At 70.9% G+C, this 15,339-nt stretch carries 11 protein-coding genes; 3 read left to right on the top strand and 8 right to left on the bottom strand.

The genetic code is table 11. The features are described from left to right. Positions 1–37 precede the first annotated feature (37 nt). From OG219_RS35380 to OG219_RS35370, 3 genes are all read left to right on the top strand, one after another. Complete coding sequence (locus OG219_RS35380) at positions 38–5,194, top strand: ATP-dependent helicase (protein ID WP_266833500.1); 5,157 nt, start codon at positions 38–40, stop codon at positions 5,192–5,194. Between the two features lie 159 nt (positions 5,195–5,353). Then, positions 5,354–6,223 carry an Fpg/Nei family DNA glycosylase gene (locus OG219_RS35375; RefSeq protein ID WP_266833498.1) on the top strand — a complete coding sequence of 290 codons (870 nt, stop codon included), beginning with the start codon at positions 5,354–5,356 and terminating at the stop codon, positions 6,221–6,223. Positions 6,224–6,255: 32 nt separating this feature from the next. Beyond that, positions 6,256–7,020 carry an SDR family NAD(P)-dependent oxidoreductase gene (locus OG219_RS35370; protein ID WP_266833496.1) on the top strand — a complete coding sequence of 255 codons (765 nt, stop codon included), beginning with the start codon at positions 6,256–6,258 and terminating at the stop codon, positions 7,018–7,020. 28 nt (positions 7,021–7,048) lie between these two features. Here the strand turns inward: OG219_RS35370 and OG219_RS35365 are convergent, their stop codons facing one another. The 8 genes from OG219_RS35365 to OG219_RS35330 all read right to left on the bottom strand — a co-directional run bounded on the left by OG219_RS35365 (position 7,049) and on the right by OG219_RS35330 (position 15,203). Next, positions 7,049–7,324 (bottom strand): hypothetical protein, encoded by a 276-nt coding sequence (locus OG219_RS35365; protein ID WP_266833494.1) that lies wholly within the window; start codon positions 7,322–7,324, stop codon positions 7,049–7,051. A gap of 98 nt (positions 7,325–7,422) precedes the next feature. After that, positions 7,423–7,908, bottom strand: coding sequence for a Dps family protein (locus OG219_RS35360; protein ID WP_266833492.1), 486 nt, complete (start codon positions 7,906–7,908; stop codon positions 7,423–7,425). Positions 7,909–8,060: 152 nt separating this feature from the next. After that, the gene (locus OG219_RS35355) at positions 8,061–8,438 is read right to left on the bottom strand and encodes a helix-turn-helix domain-containing protein (protein ID WP_037620346.1); all 378 of its coding nucleotides are present in this window, start codon (positions 8,436–8,438) and stop codon (positions 8,061–8,063) included. 109 nt (positions 8,439–8,547) lie between these two features. Further along, on the bottom strand, positions 8,548–9,093 hold the full coding sequence (locus tag OG219_RS35350) for a CinA family protein (RefSeq protein WP_266833490.1): 546 nt from the start codon (positions 9,091–9,093) through the stop codon (positions 8,548–8,550). Beyond that, positions 9,090–9,803, bottom strand: a complete 714-nt coding sequence (gene pgsA, locus OG219_RS35345; protein ID WP_266474409.1) for a CDP-diacylglycerol--glycerol-3-phosphate 3-phosphatidyltransferase — start codon at positions 9,801–9,803, stop codon at positions 9,090–9,092. Before pgsA ends, OG219_RS35350 begins: the two co-directional genes overlap by 4 nt. Continuing rightward, positions 9,800–11,275 (bottom strand): 30S ribosomal protein S12 methylthiotransferase RimO, encoded by a 1,476-nt coding sequence (gene rimO, locus OG219_RS35340; protein ID WP_266833488.1) that lies wholly within the window; start codon positions 11,273–11,275, stop codon positions 9,800–9,802. The genes pgsA and rimO overlap by 4 nt, the downstream gene beginning before the upstream one ends. 91 nt (positions 11,276–11,366) lie before the next feature. Then, on the bottom strand, positions 11,367–12,215 hold the full coding sequence (locus OG219_RS35335; protein ID WP_266833486.1) for a helix-turn-helix domain-containing protein: 849 nt from the start codon (positions 12,213–12,215) through the stop codon (positions 11,367–11,369). Between the two features lie 264 nt (positions 12,216–12,479). Further along, the gene (locus tag OG219_RS35330) at positions 12,480–15,203 is read right to left on the bottom strand and encodes a DNA translocase FtsK (protein WP_266833484.1); all 2,724 of its coding nucleotides are present in this window, start codon (positions 15,201–15,203) and stop codon (positions 12,480–12,482) included. Positions 15,204–15,339: the final 136 nt, after the last annotated feature.

The following is a 15,339-nucleotide window of genomic DNA, read 5'->3' as shown; positions in this document are numbered from 1 at the left end:
CAGAGCGCTTGTCAGTGGCTGGGTGCAGGATGGACGCATGGTCAGCTCCACGCACCGAGCCCTCGACGGCTTCTCCCCCGCGACCCGCGGCTGGTTCACGGGGGCCTTCTCCGCGCCCACCGCGGCCCAGGCCGGGGCGTGGGCGGCCATCGGTGCGGGCTCGGACGTCCTTGTCGTCGCCCCGACCGGTTCCGGCAAGACCCTGGCCGCGTTCCTCGCCGCGCTCGACCAGCTGGCCTCGGCCCCGCCGCCGGCCGACCCCAAGAAGCGCTGCCGGGTGCTGTACGTGTCACCGCTCAAGGCCCTCGCGGTGGACGTGGAGCGGAACCTGCGCAGCCCGCTGACCGGCATCCGGCAGGAGTCGGTTCGGCTCGGGCTGCCCGAGCCCGAGGTGAAGGTGGGCATCCGCTCCGGCGACACCCCGCCCGCCGAGCGCCGTGCTCTGGCCACCCGCCCCCCGGACATCCTGATCACCACTCCCGAGTCGCTGTTCCTGATGCTCACATCGGCCACGCGCGACGCACTCACGGGCATCGAGACGGTGATCCTGGACGAGGTGCACGCCGTCGCGGGCACCAAGCGCGGCGCTCACCTCGCACTCACCCTGGAGCGCCTCGACGAGCTGCTGCCCAAGCCGGCACGCCGCATCGGTCTCTCCGCCACCGTGCGCCCGGTGGACGAGGTCGCGCGCTATCTCTCGCCCCAGCGCAAGGTGGAGATCGTCCAGCCGCCCTCCGGCAAGGAGTTCGACCTCTCGGTGGTCGTCCCGGTCGAGGACCTGGGCGAACTGGGCGGCTCCCCGGTCGCCGACGGCAATGAGGGAGCCGAGAAGCCCTCCATCTGGCCGCACGTCGAGGAGCGGATCACCGACCTCGTCCAGGCCCACCGCTCGACGATCGTGTTCGCCAACTCCCGCCGCCTGGCGGAGCGACTCTGCAACCGGCTCAACGAGATCGCGTACGAGAGGGCGACCGGCCGGCCCCTGGAGGAGGCCCACTCCCCGGCCCAGCTGATGGGCGGCTCGGGCGCCGCCCAGGGCGCCCCGCCGGTGATCGCCCGCGCCCACCACGGCTCGGTCTCCAAGGAGCAGCGGGCCCTCGTCGAAGAGGACCTCAAGGCGGGCCGTCTGCCCGCCGTGGTCGCCACCTCCAGCCTCGAACTCGGCATCGACATGGGCGCGGTGGACCTCGTCATCCAGGTCGAGTCACCGCCGTCCGTGGCCTCCGGACTCCAGCGCGTGGGCCGCGCCGGCCACCAGGTGGGGGCGATCTCCACCGGCGTCGTCTTCCCCAAGTACCGGGGCGACCTCGTGCAGGCCGCCGTGGTCACCGAGCGGATGCGCACCGGCTCCATCGAATCCCTCCGGGTCCCGGCCAACCCCCTGGACGTGCTGGCCCAGCAGATCGTCGCGATGACCGCCCTCGACACCTGGCAGGTCGACGACCTGCTCGCCACGGTCCGCCGGGCGGCCCCGTTCGCATCGCTCCCGGAGTCGGCGTTCACGGCCGTGCTCGACATGCTCGCGGGCCGCTATCCGTCCGACGCCTTCGCGGAGTTGCGGCCCCGGGTCGTGTGGGACCGCATCACCGGTACGGTCACCGGGCGCCCCGGCGCGCAGCGCCTCGCCGTCACCTCCGGGGGCACGATTCCCGACCGCGGGCTTTTCGGGGTCTTCCTCGCGGGAGCCGACCCCAAGAAGGGGGGCGGCAGGGTCGGCGAACTCGACGAGGAGATGGTCTACGAGTCCCGTGTGGGCGATGTCTTCACGCTGGGCACCAGCTCCTGGCGCATCGAGGACATCACGCGCGACCGCGTCCTGGTCTCCCCCGCACCCGGCGTTCCCGGCAGGCTCCCCTTCTGGAAGGGCGACCAGCTCGGCCGCCCACTCGAACTGGGCCGCGCGGTCGGCGCGTTCCTCCGCGAGGTGGGCTCCCTCCCCAAGGAGGACGCCCGGCTCCGGCTGCTCACCGCGGGACTGGACACCTGGGCAGCGGACAACGTGCTCTCGTACCTCGCCGAACAGCGCGAGGCGTGCGGTCACATCCCGGACGACCGCACCATCGTCGTCGAGCGTTTCCGCGACGAGCTGGGCGACTGGCGGGTCGTCGTGCACTCCCCCTTCGGTGCCCAGGTCCACGCCCCCTGGGCCCTCGCACTCGGCGCCAAGCTCTCCGAGCGTTACGGCATGGACGCCCAGGTCATGCACGCGGACGACGGCATCGTGCTGCGGCTGCCCGACGCCGACCTGATGGGCCTCGACCTGCTCGACCAGGCGCCCAGCAAGGCGGGCACCGAGTACGACGCCGAGCAGGCGCCCGTCGGCGCCGCGGACGTCGCCTTCGACAAGGGCGACGTCAACCAGATCGTCACCGACCAGGTGGGCGGCTCGGCACTGTTCGCGTCCCGTTTCCGCGAGTGCGCGGCCCGGGCACTGCTGCTGCCGCGCCGCAGCCCCGGAAAGCGCACCCCGCTGTGGCAGCAGCGGCAGCGCGCCGCCCAACTGCTCGAAGTGGCGAGCGAGTACGGCTCGTTCCCGATCGTCCTGGAGGCCGTTCGCGAATGCCTCCAGGACGTCTTCGACGTCCCTGGCCTCACAGAGCTGATGGGCGACATCGAGTCCCGCAAGGTGCGCCTGGTCGAGGTCACCACCCCGGAACCCTCGCCTTTCGCCCGCTCCCTGCTCTTCGGATACGTCGCCCAGTTCCTGTACGAAGGCGACTCCCCCCTCGCCGAGCGGCGCGCCGCCGCGCTGTCCCTGGACTCACGGCTCCTCGCCGAACTCCTCGGGCAGGCCGAGCTGCGCGAGCTGCTCGACGCCGATGTCCTGGCCGAACTTGAGCGGGAAGTCCAATGGCTCACCGAGGACCGCCGGGTCAAGGACGCCGAAGGCGTCGCCGACCTGCTGCGCCTGCTCGGCCCACTCACGGACGCCGAGCTGGCCGAGCGCGGCGCCGGGCCGCAGTGGGCCCAGGAGTTGGCCGCCTCGCGCCGCGCCATCCGGGTCCGGATCGCCGGGGCGGACCACTGGGCCGCGATCGAGGACGCGGGCCGGCTGCGTGACGCACTCGGGACAGCCCTGCCCGTCGGTGTCCCGGAGGCCTTCACCGAGCCGGTCAAGGACCCGCTCGGCGACCTCCTCGCGCGGTACGCGCGCACCCACGGCCCGTTCACGTCGACGACGGCCGCCGCCCGCTTCGGGCTCGGCACGGCCGTCACCGACGGCGCCCTGCATCGGCTCGCCGCGGCCGGACGCGTCGTACAAGGGGAGTTCCACCCGGCGGGCATCGGTCAGGAGTGGTGTGACGCGGCGGTACTGCGCAGACTGCGGCGCCGTTCGCTCGCGGCGCTGCGCCATGAACTGGAGCCGGTGCCGCCCGCCGCGCTGGCGCAGTTCCTGCCCCAGTGGCAGCACATCGGCAGCGGGCACGGGCTGCGCGGCATCGACGGACTGGTGCGCGCCATCGAGCAGTTGCAGGGCGCGTCCGTTCCCGCGTCCGCGTTGGAGAAGCTCGTCCTGCCGTCCCGGGTCACCGGTTACGCCCCCGCGCTGCTCGACGAACTCACCGCCGCCGGAGAGGTGGTCTGGGCCGGGGCCGGGTCACTGCCGGGCAAGGACGGCTGGGTCTCGCTGTACCTGGCGGACGCGGCTCCGCTGCTCCTGCCCTCCCCGCACCCCCTGGAGACGACCGCGCTCCACCAATCCATCCTGGACACCCTCTCCGGGGGATACGGCCTCTTCTTCCGCCAGATCGCCGACCAGGTCCGCGCGACCACGCATCCCGACGTCACCGACCCTCAACTCGCCGACGCGGTCTGGGACCTGGCCTGGTCCGGACGGCTCACGAACGACACGCTCGCGCCCATGCGCTCCCTGCTCGGCTCGGGCCGCACCGCCGGGTCCACCGCCCACCGCGCCAAGCGCTCGATCCCGCGCGGCCGCTACGGCTCCCTGACCGGCGCCGCCCGACCCCAGTCCCGTACCGGCCCGCCGACCGTGGCAGGCCGCTGGTCCCTGCTCCCCGACCGCGAGCCCGACCCCACCGTGCGCGCCCACGCCCTGGCCCGTACCCTGCTCGACCGGCACGGCGTGGTGACCCGGGGCGCGGTCGCCGCGGAGGGCATCGAGGGCGGCTTCTCCGCGATCTACCGCATCCTGTCCGCCTTCGAGGACAGCGGCCAGGCACGCCGCGGCTATGTGGTCGAAGGACTCGGCGCGGCCCAGTTCGCGATGGACGGCGCGGTGGACCGCCTGCGCGCGGCGGCGAACGCCCGCGACCGGGGCGAAGCCCTGTCCGAACCGGACCTCTCGAACGGTTTCCCCGTCCAGTACGGCTTCCCGGGCGACCGCGGAACCGCGAGTTCATCGAGCCTCCCGGTCGACGGCGACTCCTCGAGTAGCCCGGGTTTCCTAAGGGCGCATGGCACCGCCGACGCCTCGGACCTCCCCGGCCGCCGCACCTCCGCGGGCATCCCGGACTTCCCGGACGATCCCGGTTCCCCGCGCACCCCCGGCTTCCCGGACGACGCCGACCACGACTCCGGCTTCCCCCACGGCCTCGACCCCAGCGACCCGCTCAGCTTCGCCAGCAGTCCCGGCGATCCGGGCGACCTCGGCGGCCCAGGAGACTTCGACACGGCAAGCTCCCCCGCCTTCCCGGACGCCTCCGGTCTCGCCGACGACCACCACGGCTTCTCCGCCGACTCGGCCGACTCCGCCTTCCCAACCCGCTCCACCTCCCCGTACGGCTCCGGATTCCCGAGTACCACCGGCCATTCGGGCAACCGCATCCGCGGCCGCGCGACCACCCAAGCCGTCGTCCTGGCCGCCGCCGACCCCGCCAACGCATACGGCGCGGCCCTCCCCTGGCCCGAGCCCCCGACCGGCGCGGGACACAAGCCCGGCCGGAAAGCCGGCTCCCTGGTCGTGCTCGTAGAAGGCGAGCTGACGCTCTACATGGAGCGTGGCGGCAAGACCCTGCTGGCCTGGCCCTCCGACCCGGAAGGCACCATCACGCAGGACGCCCGTCTGCGGACCGCCGCTGAGACCCTCGCCGAGGCGGCCCGCGCCGGCTCGCTGGGCACGGTCACGGTGGAACGCGTCAACGGCGCCTCCGCCCTGACCTCCCCCTTCGGCACACTCCTGGAAGGAGCGGGCTTCATCGCGACCCCCCGCGGACTGCGCCTGCGCGCGTAAACGCCCTCCAAGAGGCACGGCCACTCCCCAGAAACCTGGGCCGGCACCGAGCGATCCGACACCCTCAGAGCCCCGGGACACCCGGCCACCCCAGTGCATCACCGAGGCATCTGCGAGGCACCGCCAAGTCCCCCACCCCCGACATGCCACCCTGGACCCATGCCCGAAGGAGACACCGTCTGGCAAGCCGCGAGGCGACTGCACCTCGCCCTCGCCGGCAAAGTGCTGATCCGCTCAGACCTACGGGTGCCGAGGTACGCGACCGCCGACCTCACCGGCCGCACCGTCCTGGATGTGACCTCGCGCGGCAAGCACCTCCTCACCAGGATCGAGGGCGGGCTGACCCTGCACTCCCATCTGCGGATGGACGGCTCATGGAAGGTGTACGCGAACGGGCAACGCTGGAGCGGCGGCCCGGCCCACCAGATCCGGGCCGTCCTCGGCACCGCGGACCGCACGGCCGTCGGCTACCGGCTCCCCGTACTGGAGTTGCTCCGCACCACCGACGAGGACCGAGCCGTGGGCCATCTCGGCCCCGACCTCCTGGGCCCGGACTGGGACCCTGACAGGGCTCTGGAAAACCTGCTGCGCGACCCGGCCCGCTCCCTCGGCGAAGCCCTGCTCGACCAGCGCAATCTCGCCGGCATCGGCAACGTCTACAAGAGTGAGCTGTGCTTCCTCCTCGGCGTCACCCCCTGGCTCCCCATCGGCGCTCTCCCCGCCGACCGCGCCGCCCACCTGCCCGCCCTCGCCAAGAAGCTCCTCGAATCCAACCGCGACCGCCCTGCCCGCAACACCACGGGCCTCGGCGCCCGGGGACACAGCGCCACGGGGCGCGACCAGAACCTCTTCGTGTACGGCCGCGCACCCCGCCCCTGCCTGCGCTGCCACACCCCGATCCGCGCGGCCGACCAGGGTGACGGCTCCCGCGAGCGCCCCACCTACTGGTGCCCGACGTGCCAAGCGGGCCCCACCCCGCCATCGGGCACCGCCAAACCCCGCACGAGTCCTCGACGTACAGCCAATTGACGACCCGTCAGAAACCCTCGTACCGTCCCTTCATGCCCCTCAAGGCGTACGACCTCACCGGACGCACCGCATTCGTCACCGGCGCCGCCAGCGGCATCGGCCGCGCTTGTGCCGTACTGCTCGCGGAGGCGGGTGCCACCGTCCACTGCGCGGACCGCGACGCGCAGGGCCTGCATGAGACAGCGACCCTGATCAAGGGTCAGGGCGGCGCCGCCCACACCCACCCGCTCGACGTCACCGACCGGGACCAGCTCAGGCAGGCGGTCAGATCCTGCGAACGCGTCGACGTCATGGCGGCGGTCGCCGGGATCATGCACAGCAGCCCGGTCCTGGAGACCAGGGACGAGGACCTCGACCGCGTACTGAGCGTCAACTTCAAGGGCGTGCTGTACGCCTGCCAGGAAGCGGCCCGCGCGATGATCGAGGCCGGTACTCGCGGCAGCATCATCACGATGGCCTCGGGCGCCGTCGACACGGGCGGCCCGGGCCTGCTCTGCTACGGCGCGGCGAAGGCGGCGGTCGTCCAGTTGACGAAGACGCTGGCGACGGAGATCGGCCCGCACGGCATCCGCGTCAACGCGGTGGCGCCCGGCTGGATCCGCACACCGATGACCGACCGGCACGACGGGGAGGAGCAGGCACACACCGAGGCGTTCATGGCCCGACTGTCCCCCCTCGGCCGCGTCGGCGAACCGGAGGACATCGCCCACGCCGTGCTGCACCTCGCCTCCGACGCCTCGGCGTTCACCACAGGCCAGATCCTCCGCCCCAACGGCGGCGTGGCGATGCCTTGGTAGCCCGCACACAGAAAACTGGCAAGACACCTCACCGCACACCCGGCGCACGCATCTCGCGCGCCCCGCGCTCCCGACGAGCCCTGCGCCCCCGCCACGTCTCCCGCCACCGATCGGACCCAACGGCCCCCGCAGCCCGCGCCTTCGCCACACAGTGCACCGGCAGCAGGCTCAGCCCCCATCCGCCGGCCGCGACCGCCCCCTCCAGAACCCCAGCATCAGGCACCAGCGCGAGCCGGAGCACGCTCCACCACCACAGCCCGCCAAGCCCCAGAACCGCCCCCCAGCGCACTATCCGCCCCGCCATGTCCAACACCTCCAGCCGGACGCTAGAACACCACCCTCACGCCCGACAGGGCGCATCAGCAGCACACAGGCGCACCCCGAGCCACCGCGACGGACGGGTCACCGGTTCTCCGCCTGGACGTTCTCCGCCTGGAACATCCAATGGTGCTTCTCCAGGTCCGCCGTGATCCCGATGAAGATGTCCTGGCTCACCGGATCCGGGTCGGCGGTCGCCGCCACCCGTTCCCGCATCCGCGTGATCACCGCTCCGAGCGCGTCCACCAGCGCCCCCACGGCGTCGGTGTCCTTGACCCAGCCCTCGGGCGTCCAGCCGATGCCACTGCTGGAGGCCACGGTCGCGGCCCGCCCGTCGGGCGAGACGCCCAGCGTCGAGGCACGCTCCGCCACGGTGTCGGAGTGCAGGCGGGCGGTGTCCACGACCTCGTCGAGCTGGAGATGGACGGAGCGGAAACGCGGTCCGACCACGTTCCAGTGGATCTGCTTCGCCACGAGGGAGAGGTCGACCAAGTCGACCAGTGCGCCCTGCAATGCCTCGGACACGGTCTTCAGGTCCGCGTCGGACAACGAGCTCTTGACGACGTACATCAGAATCCTCCGATTGCTTACGACCTCACCAACCATTACATATATGGCCAATTTGGGTCACTCGGAGGAAAGCGAAAGCCCCGGCCGCTACCTCCAGGTCTCCCTGAAGGCCCCGACCGGGGCTTTACACACGCGTTCTCAGTTCATGAGCGTCAGGCGGCGACGACGTCGACAGCCTCCGCAGGCGCCTTGATCGTGACCCGTTCCGGTGGCACACCGGTCACCGAGACGGAATTGAGCATCGGGCGACGCACCGGTGCGGGCACCGGTTCGGTGGCCGCAGCCGACTGTGCCAGCTCGGCGAGGGCGAGCTCGTCGCTCACTTCCCGCATGAGCTCGGACATCCGTACGTCCAACGCGTCGCAGATCGCGGAGAGCAGCTCGGAGGATGCCTCCTTCTGCCCCCGCTCCACCTCGGAGAGATAGCCGAGTGAGACTCGGGCGGACGAGGAGACTTCGCGCAGAGTACGGCCCTGGCGCTGGCGCTGCCGACGCAGCACGTCACCAAGCAGGCGACGGAGCAGAATCATCGGTGGCTCCCTCCTCGGACCGCGTAGCCGCATCCTTCACGCCCCACCGTACCGCCTTGCGCCGCGGCCGTGCGGGGAGCGATGTCGTGTTCACTCAGGGCTGCAAACATCAAAACCCCCCGTTCTGTTCCGTATCCTGTGCCCGCTCATTCCCGGTCTGTTCGCCCGCAAGCCCCTTCAGGAGCAGTGCGAGTACGCTCCGTGCACTCTCCATACGGATTTCCGCACGGCCGCCGTTCAACCGCAGCGGTACGACTTTCCCGCCACCAGTTGCATCGAATACCGCGTCCGGCGGTCCGACGACGGCCACGAAAACCGTCCCGACGGGCTGTCCGTCCTGGGGTTCGGGCCCTGCGACACCGGTCGTGGCGATCCCCCAGTCCGCGCCGAGGGCCTGCCGCACTCCGGCCGCCATCTGGGCCGCGACCTGCGGATCCACCGCACCGCGCTCGGCCAGCAGAGTGGCGTCGACACCGAGCAGTTCATGCTTGAGCTCGGTGGCGTACGCGGTCACGGAGCCCCGGAACGCCCGGGACGCCCCAGGCACCGCTGTGATCTCCGTCGCCACCAGGCCACCAGTCAGCGACTCGGCCACGGCGAGCGTCTCGCCCCTCACCGTGAGTAGTCGAAGCACTTCGGTGGCCAGGGAATTCACCGCTCCGCCTCCTGGGCGGCCGCCAGGCGCTCGGCGATTCCGCTCCTGCGGAGCACAATGGCCTGTCTCACATAGTCGAGCCCGGTGACCACGGTCAGGACGACCGCCACGGCCATCACCCACCACCGCAGGGTGGCCAGCGGCCCCGTCAGCGCCAGGACGTACATCCCGACCGCCGTGCCCTGAACCAGCGTCTTCAGCTTGCCGCCGCGGCTCGCCGGGATGACCCCGTAACGGATCACCACGAAACGCAGCAGGGTGATCCCGAGCTCACGCCCGAGGATCACCCCCGTCACCCACCACGGCAGATCGCCGAGATAGGACAGACAGATCAGCGCCGCACCCATGATCGCCTTGTCGGCGATGGGGTCGGCGATCTTCCCGAAGTCCGTGACGAGGTTGTACGTGCGCGCCAGATGACCGTCGAAGATGTCGGTGATCATGGCGACGGCGAAGGCCGCCCAGGCCCACGCGCGCATGGCGGGGTCGTACCCGCCGTCGGCCAGCATCAGGGCCACGAAGCCGGGCACGAGGACGAGCCGGATCATGGTCAGGATGTTGGCGATGTTCCAGAGGCTGGCCTGGTTGACGGCCGCAGCGCCCAGCTTCCCGGCCCGCACCGGCTTCGCGCCCCCCGGAGCGCCGGGAGCGCCCGCCGCACCTTTCGTGCTGGGGGAGCCGCCCGCCGCGGATGCCGGGACTCCGGTCATCTGCCCGCCTCCTCAGTACACGGGAGCGAGCCCAGGAGCGGCTCGGCCACCAGGTCGACACCTTCCGTACCGACCACCTTGGCCTCGACGATACGGCCGACCGTCAAACCTTCGCCGCTCGTGAACAGCACCTGGCCGTCGGTCTCGGGCGCCTGGTGCTCGGCACGCCCGAAGGCGCCTTCCGCCGAGTCGACCGACTCCACAAGGACGTACACGGTCTCCCCGACGCGCTCCTCGGCCCGCTGCGAGACGAGCTCCTCGGCCAGCCGGGAGACGCGCGCGAGCCGCTCGGCGACGACGTCCTCGTCGAGCTTGTGCTCGTACGTCGCCGCCTCGGTGCCGTCCTCGTCCGAGTACCCGAAGACACCGATCGCGTCGAGCCGCGCACCGGTGAGGAAGCGCTCCAGCTCCGCGAGGTCGGCCTCGGTCTCGCCCGGGAAGCCCACGATGAAGTTGGACCGCACACCGGCCTGCGGGGCCTTGGAACGGATCGTGTCGAGCAGCTCCAGGAAGCGGTCGGTGTCACCGAAGCGCCGCATCGCGCGCAGCACGTCGGGCGCGGAGTGCTGGAAGGAGAGGTCGAAGTAGGGCGCGATGTTCGGCGTCGAGGTGAGGACGTCGATGAGTCCGGGGCGCATCTCGGCCGGCTGCAGGTAGCTGACCCGCACGCGCTCGATGCCGTCGATCTCCGCCAGCTCGGGCAGCATCGTCTCCAGGAGGCGGATGTCGCCGAGGTCCTTGCCGTACGAGGTGTTGTTCTCGGAGACCAGCATGACCTCCTTGACGCCCTGCTCGGCGAGCCAGCGGGTCTCGTTGAGCACGTCGCTCGGGCGGCGCGAGATGAACGAACCGCGGAAGGACGGGATGGCGCAGAAGGAGCAGCGCCGGTCGCAGCCCGAGGCGAGCTTCACCGAGGCGACGGGCGAGCCGTCGAGGCGGCGGCGCAGGGGCGCGCGGGGGCCGGACTCAGGAGCGACGCCCTCGGGGAGGTCCGAAGGAGCACCGTGGCCGGGAAGAGCCACCTCTTCGCCCGCGCTCTGCCGCTCGGCGGGGCTGATGGGCAGCAGCTTGCGACGGTCGCGCGGGGTGTGCGCGGCGTGGATGCCACCGTTCAGGATGGTCTGGAGGCGGTCGGAGATGTCGGCGTAGTCGTCGAAGCCGAGTACGCCGTCGGCCTCGGGCAGCGCCTCGGCGAGCTCCTTGCCGTACCGCTCGGCCATGCAGCCCACGGCCACGACGGCCTGGGTTCTGCCGTGGCCCTTGAGGTCATTGGCCTCAAGGAGGGCGTCGACGGAGTCCTTCTTGGCGGCTTCGACGAAGCCACAGGTGTTGACGACGGCTACGTCCGCGTCCTCGGCGTCCTCCACGAGTTGCCAGCCGTCCGCCTCCAAGCGGCCTGCGAGCTCCTCCGAGTCCACCTCGTTACGGGCGCAGCCAAGGGTGACGAGTGCGACGGTACGGCGTTCAGGCATGGGCTCAAGACTACTTCGTCCCGCTGACAGCCCACGTCGACGGGGTTGGCCGATCTTGGCCAACCCCGTGCCCGCATGTCCCTTGAGCCGCTTATCCGACCTCGGGGTCGCCCTTCGTGTACGTCAGGCGTTCGACCTGGCCGGGCTGGAACTCGTCCTTGATCTCCTTGCCGTTCACGTGCAGCTGGATGGCGCCCGCGTCGCCCAGCACGAGATCGATCTTCTCCTGGTCCTGGAAGGTCTTGGACTGGCCCTGCTCCAGGAGACCGTCGAAGAGCAGCCGCCCGTTGTGGTCCTTGGCGGAGATCCAGCTGCGCCCGTCGGGGGCGCTCACCTGGACGGTCACCTTGTCCTGCGGGGCGGCCGCGATGGCGCTGTCGGACGGCTTCGGGTCGGCGGGCTTGGTGACGGTCGGCTTGGGCGCGGGCTTGCTGGTGGTCGGCGTGGACCCTTCCGCGACCTGCGTCTTCGCGTCGCTCCCGCTGTCGCCGCCCTTGACCACGGTGAAACCGACGAAGCCGATCACCGCGACGATCGCGGCGACCATGGCGGCGGTCCAGTTCGGCCCGCGCCGCTCGGGACGGATACGTTCCGCCTCGAAGAGCGGAGCGGCCGGCGTGGGCGCGGGGCGACCGCCGTGCTCGGCGTCGTAGCGCGCGAGCAGCGGGGCCGGATCAATATGGACGGCGCGTGCCAGGGTCCGGATGTGACCGCGCGCGTAGACATCGCCACCGCAGGGGGCGAAGTCGTCCTGCTCGATCGAGTGCACGATGGCGATACGGACCCGGGTGGCATTGCTGACGTCATCGACCGTCAGCCCGGCTTCGACACGGGCCTGCCGCAGGGCACGGCCGATCGAAGGCTGCTCTGCCGCGCGGTCGTCTTCGAACGGACGCTCGTCTTCGGGGGGGTTGCCGTCGGGGGAATTGCCGATGGACACGGGGGCGCCTTTCGAGCGTGTAGCCACCTGTGCTGGAGGTTCAGTTTAGGGGGGGTACGAAAGGATGGGGCAACCGGGCGGTGGGACTTCTTACGCCATCAGAATGGCCGGTCATCCTGATGTTGGGACATGTACGTGTCCCCTCCCTCAACTTGACGTACGGCGAAGGGAAACGGTTGCCCACCGTTCCCTTACGGGTGAGTCACGTTCGGATACCCATCCATGGCGAACCCACTCGTACGGCGACCGACCTGTCCCGTTTCCCTACGCTTCAGCTTCCCCACGAATCACGGCGAGCACTCCATCCAGCTCATCGGCCTTCACAAGAACGTCACGCGCCTTGGAGCCCTCGCTCGGACCGACGATGCCGCGGGACTCCATGAGGTCCATCAGGCGGCCGGCCTTGGCGAAGCCGACGCGCAGCTTGCGCTGGAGCATCGAGGTGGACCCGAACTGGGTGGAGACGACCAGCTCGGCGGCCTGGCACAGCAGGTCGAGGTCGTCGCCGATGTCCTCGTCGATCTCCTTCTTCTGCTTGGTGCCCACCGTGACGTCGTCCCGGAAGACCGGCGCCATCTGGTCCTTGCAGTGCTGCACGATCAACGCGACCTCGCCCTCGGTCACGAAGGCGCCCTGCATACGGGTCGGCTTGTTGGCCCCCATCGGCAGGAACAGCCCGTCGCCCTTGCCGATCAGTTTCTCGGCGCCCGGCTGGTCGAGGATGACGCGGCTGTCGGCGAGCGAGGAGGTGGCGAAGGCGAGCCGGGACGGCACGTTCGCCTTGATCAGACCGGTGACGACATCGACGGACGGCCGCTGCGTGGCCAGCACCAGGTGGATACCGGCCGCACGCGCGAGCTGCGTGATGCGCACGATGGAGTCCTCGACGTCCCGCGGCGCGACCATCATCAGGTCCGCGAGCTCGTCGACGATCACCAGCAGATACGGGTACGGGCTCAGCTCGCGCTCACTGCCCTCGGGCAGCTTCACCTTGCCGTTCCTGATGGCCTCGTTGAAGTCGTCGATGTGCCGGAACCCGAACGCCGCGAGGTCGTCGTAGCGCAGATCCATCTCCCGTACGACCCACTGCAGCGCCTCGGCGGCCCGCTTCGGGTTGGTGATGATCGGCGTGATCAGGTGCGGGATGCCCTCGTACGCCGTCAGCTCGACGCGCTTGGGATCGACGAGGACCATGCGCACGTCCTCCGGGGTCGCGCGCACCATGACGGACGTGATCAGGCAGTTGATGCAGGACGATTTACCGGAACCCGTCGCTCCGGCCACCAGGACGTGCGGCATCTTCGCGAGGTTGGCCATCACATAGCCGCCCTCGACGTCCTTGCCGAGCGCGACCAGCATCGGGTGGTCGTCCTCGGCGGCGTCGGCCAGCCGCAGCACATCACCCAGGTTGACCATCTCGCGGTCGGTGTTCGGGATCTCGATGCCGACCGCCGACTTGCCGGGGATCGGGCTGATGATCCGGACGTCGGGGCTGGCGACGGCGTACGCGATGTTCTTGGCCAGCGCCGTGATCCGCTCGACCTTCACGGCGGGGCCGAGTTCGACCTCGTACCGGGTGACCGTCGGACCGCGCGTGAAGCCGGTGACGGCGGCGTCGACCTTGAACTCCATGAAGACGTTCGAGAGAGAGGCGACGACCGCGTCGTTGGCGGCGCTGCGCGTCTTGCCGGGGCCGCCGCGCTCCAGGAGGTCGAGCGACGGCAGGGAGTACGAGATGTCGCCGGAGAGCTGGAGCTGCTCCGCGCGCGGGGGCAGCTCACGGGGCGCGTCGGGCGCCGCCTTGGTGAGGTCGGGCACGACGGGCTCGACCTTGAGCATCTCCTGCTTGGGCCGCTTGGCCCCGGGAACGGCCTTGGCACGCGCGGCCGGCACCGGCGTCGTCTCCTCGTACCCGTCCCGCTCCACGCTGACGCCCTGCGTCAGATCGGCCACCAGCGGCGAGGGCGGCATCCCGTGCAGCACGGCCCCGTCGAGCGCGGCAGCGGCGGCCGCTGCGACGTCCACCGCGTCCATCGGCCGGTTCATGTCGGGCTGCTGCATGGCGGGCCGCCTGCGGCGCCCACGGCGCTTGCTGAGCGCCTCCTGCTCGGCGCTGTCGGGGTCGTACGCCTCAGGGGCGCGAGAGCGCCTCCGGGAGCCCGCAGGGAGCGCTTCGCGCCACTGCTCGTCGTAGCGCTCGTCGTCCTCCCCGAGGCCGTCCTCGTCCTCGTCGGCCTGGACGATGCCCAGCTTCTGGCCCAGCAGCCGCAGCCGCTGCGGAATCGCGTTGACCGGCGTCGCCGTGACGACGAGCAGGCCGAAGATCGTGAGCAGCACCAGCAGCGGCACCGCAAGGACGTCGCCCATCGTGTACGTCAGCGGGGTGGACGCGCCCCAGCCGATGAGCCCTCCGGCGTCCCTTATCGCCTGCATGCCGTCGCTGCGCGCGGGCGCCCCGCACGCGATGTGGACCTGGCCCAGCACGCCGATGACGAGGGCGGAAAGGCCGATCACGATGCGGCCGTTCGCCTCGGGCTTCTCGGGATGCCGGATGAGCCGGGCCGCGATGACGCCGAGCAGTATCGGGACCAGCAGGTCGAGGCGGCCGAAGGCACCGGTGACCAGCATCTCGACGAGATCGCCGACGGGGCCCTGCAGGTTGGACCAGGTTCCCGCCGCGGTGATCAGCGCGAGGCCGAGGAGCAACAACGCGACACCGTCCTTGCGGTGCGCCGGGTCGAGCCCCTTCGCTCCCCGCCCTATCCCGCGGAACATCGCCCCGACGGCGTGCGCGACCCCCAGCCAGAGGGCGCGGACGAGTTTGTACACACCCGCGGTCGGATTGGGTGCCGGGACGGGTGCGGGCTTCTTCGCCGCGGCCTTCTTGGCAGGCGCCTTCTTCGCGGCGGCCTTTTTCGCGGGGGCCTTCGTCGGAGCGGCCGCCTTCTTCGCGGGCGGCTTCTTGGCTGCGGACTGACGTGAGGCCATGTGTGTGAGGTTACCGGTGGAGACGACAGCGGACACGTGTGCCTACTGCTTCACCCGTTCGTGTCGCCCGGACCCGAGCCCGAAACTGACGCCGGTTCACCGGCCTTGCGCTGCTTGGCACACGAGGCCGCCCTGG

The sequence above is a fragment of the Streptomyces sp. NBC_00038 genome (genome assembly GCF_026343635.1).
In the GTDB taxonomy this organism is placed as follows: domain Bacteria; phylum Actinomycetota; class Actinomycetes; order Streptomycetales; family Streptomycetaceae; genus Streptomyces.
Note: the sequence above shows the minus strand (reverse complement) of the source record. Positions and strands in the feature narration are given on the sequence as shown.

Coding starts and splice junctions, on each gene's coding strand:
- rimO (WP_266833488.1), bottom strand. CDS start 11,275: ATGCCTGAACGCCGTACCGTCGCACTCGTCACCCTTGGCTGCGCCCGT.
- OG219_RS35360 (WP_266833492.1), bottom strand. CDS start 7,908: ATGTACGTCGTCAAGAGCTCGTTGTCCGACGCGGACCTGAAGACCGTG.
- OG219_RS35330 (WP_266833484.1), bottom strand. CDS start 15,203: ATGGCCTCACGTCAGTCCGCAGCCAAGAAGCCGCCCGCGAAGAAGGCG.
- OG219_RS35375 (WP_266833498.1), top strand. CDS start 5,354: ATGCCCGAAGGAGACACCGTCTGGCAAGCCGCGAGGCGACTGCACCTC.
- OG219_RS35365 (WP_266833494.1), bottom strand. CDS start 7,324: ATGGCGGGGCGGATAGTGCGCTGGGGGGCGGTTCTGGGGCTTGGCGGG.
- pgsA (WP_266474409.1), bottom strand. CDS start 9,803: ATGACCGGAGTCCCGGCATCCGCGGCGGGCGGCTCCCCCAGCACGAAA.
- OG219_RS35355 (WP_037620346.1), bottom strand. CDS start 8,438: ATGATTCTGCTCCGTCGCCTGCTTGGTGACGTGCTGCGTCGGCAGCGC.
- OG219_RS35380 (WP_266833500.1), top strand. CDS start 38: ATGGTCAGCTCCACGCACCGAGCCCTCGACGGCTTCTCCCCCGCGACC.
- OG219_RS35370 (WP_266833496.1), top strand. CDS start 6,256: ATGCCCCTCAAGGCGTACGACCTCACCGGACGCACCGCATTCGTCACC.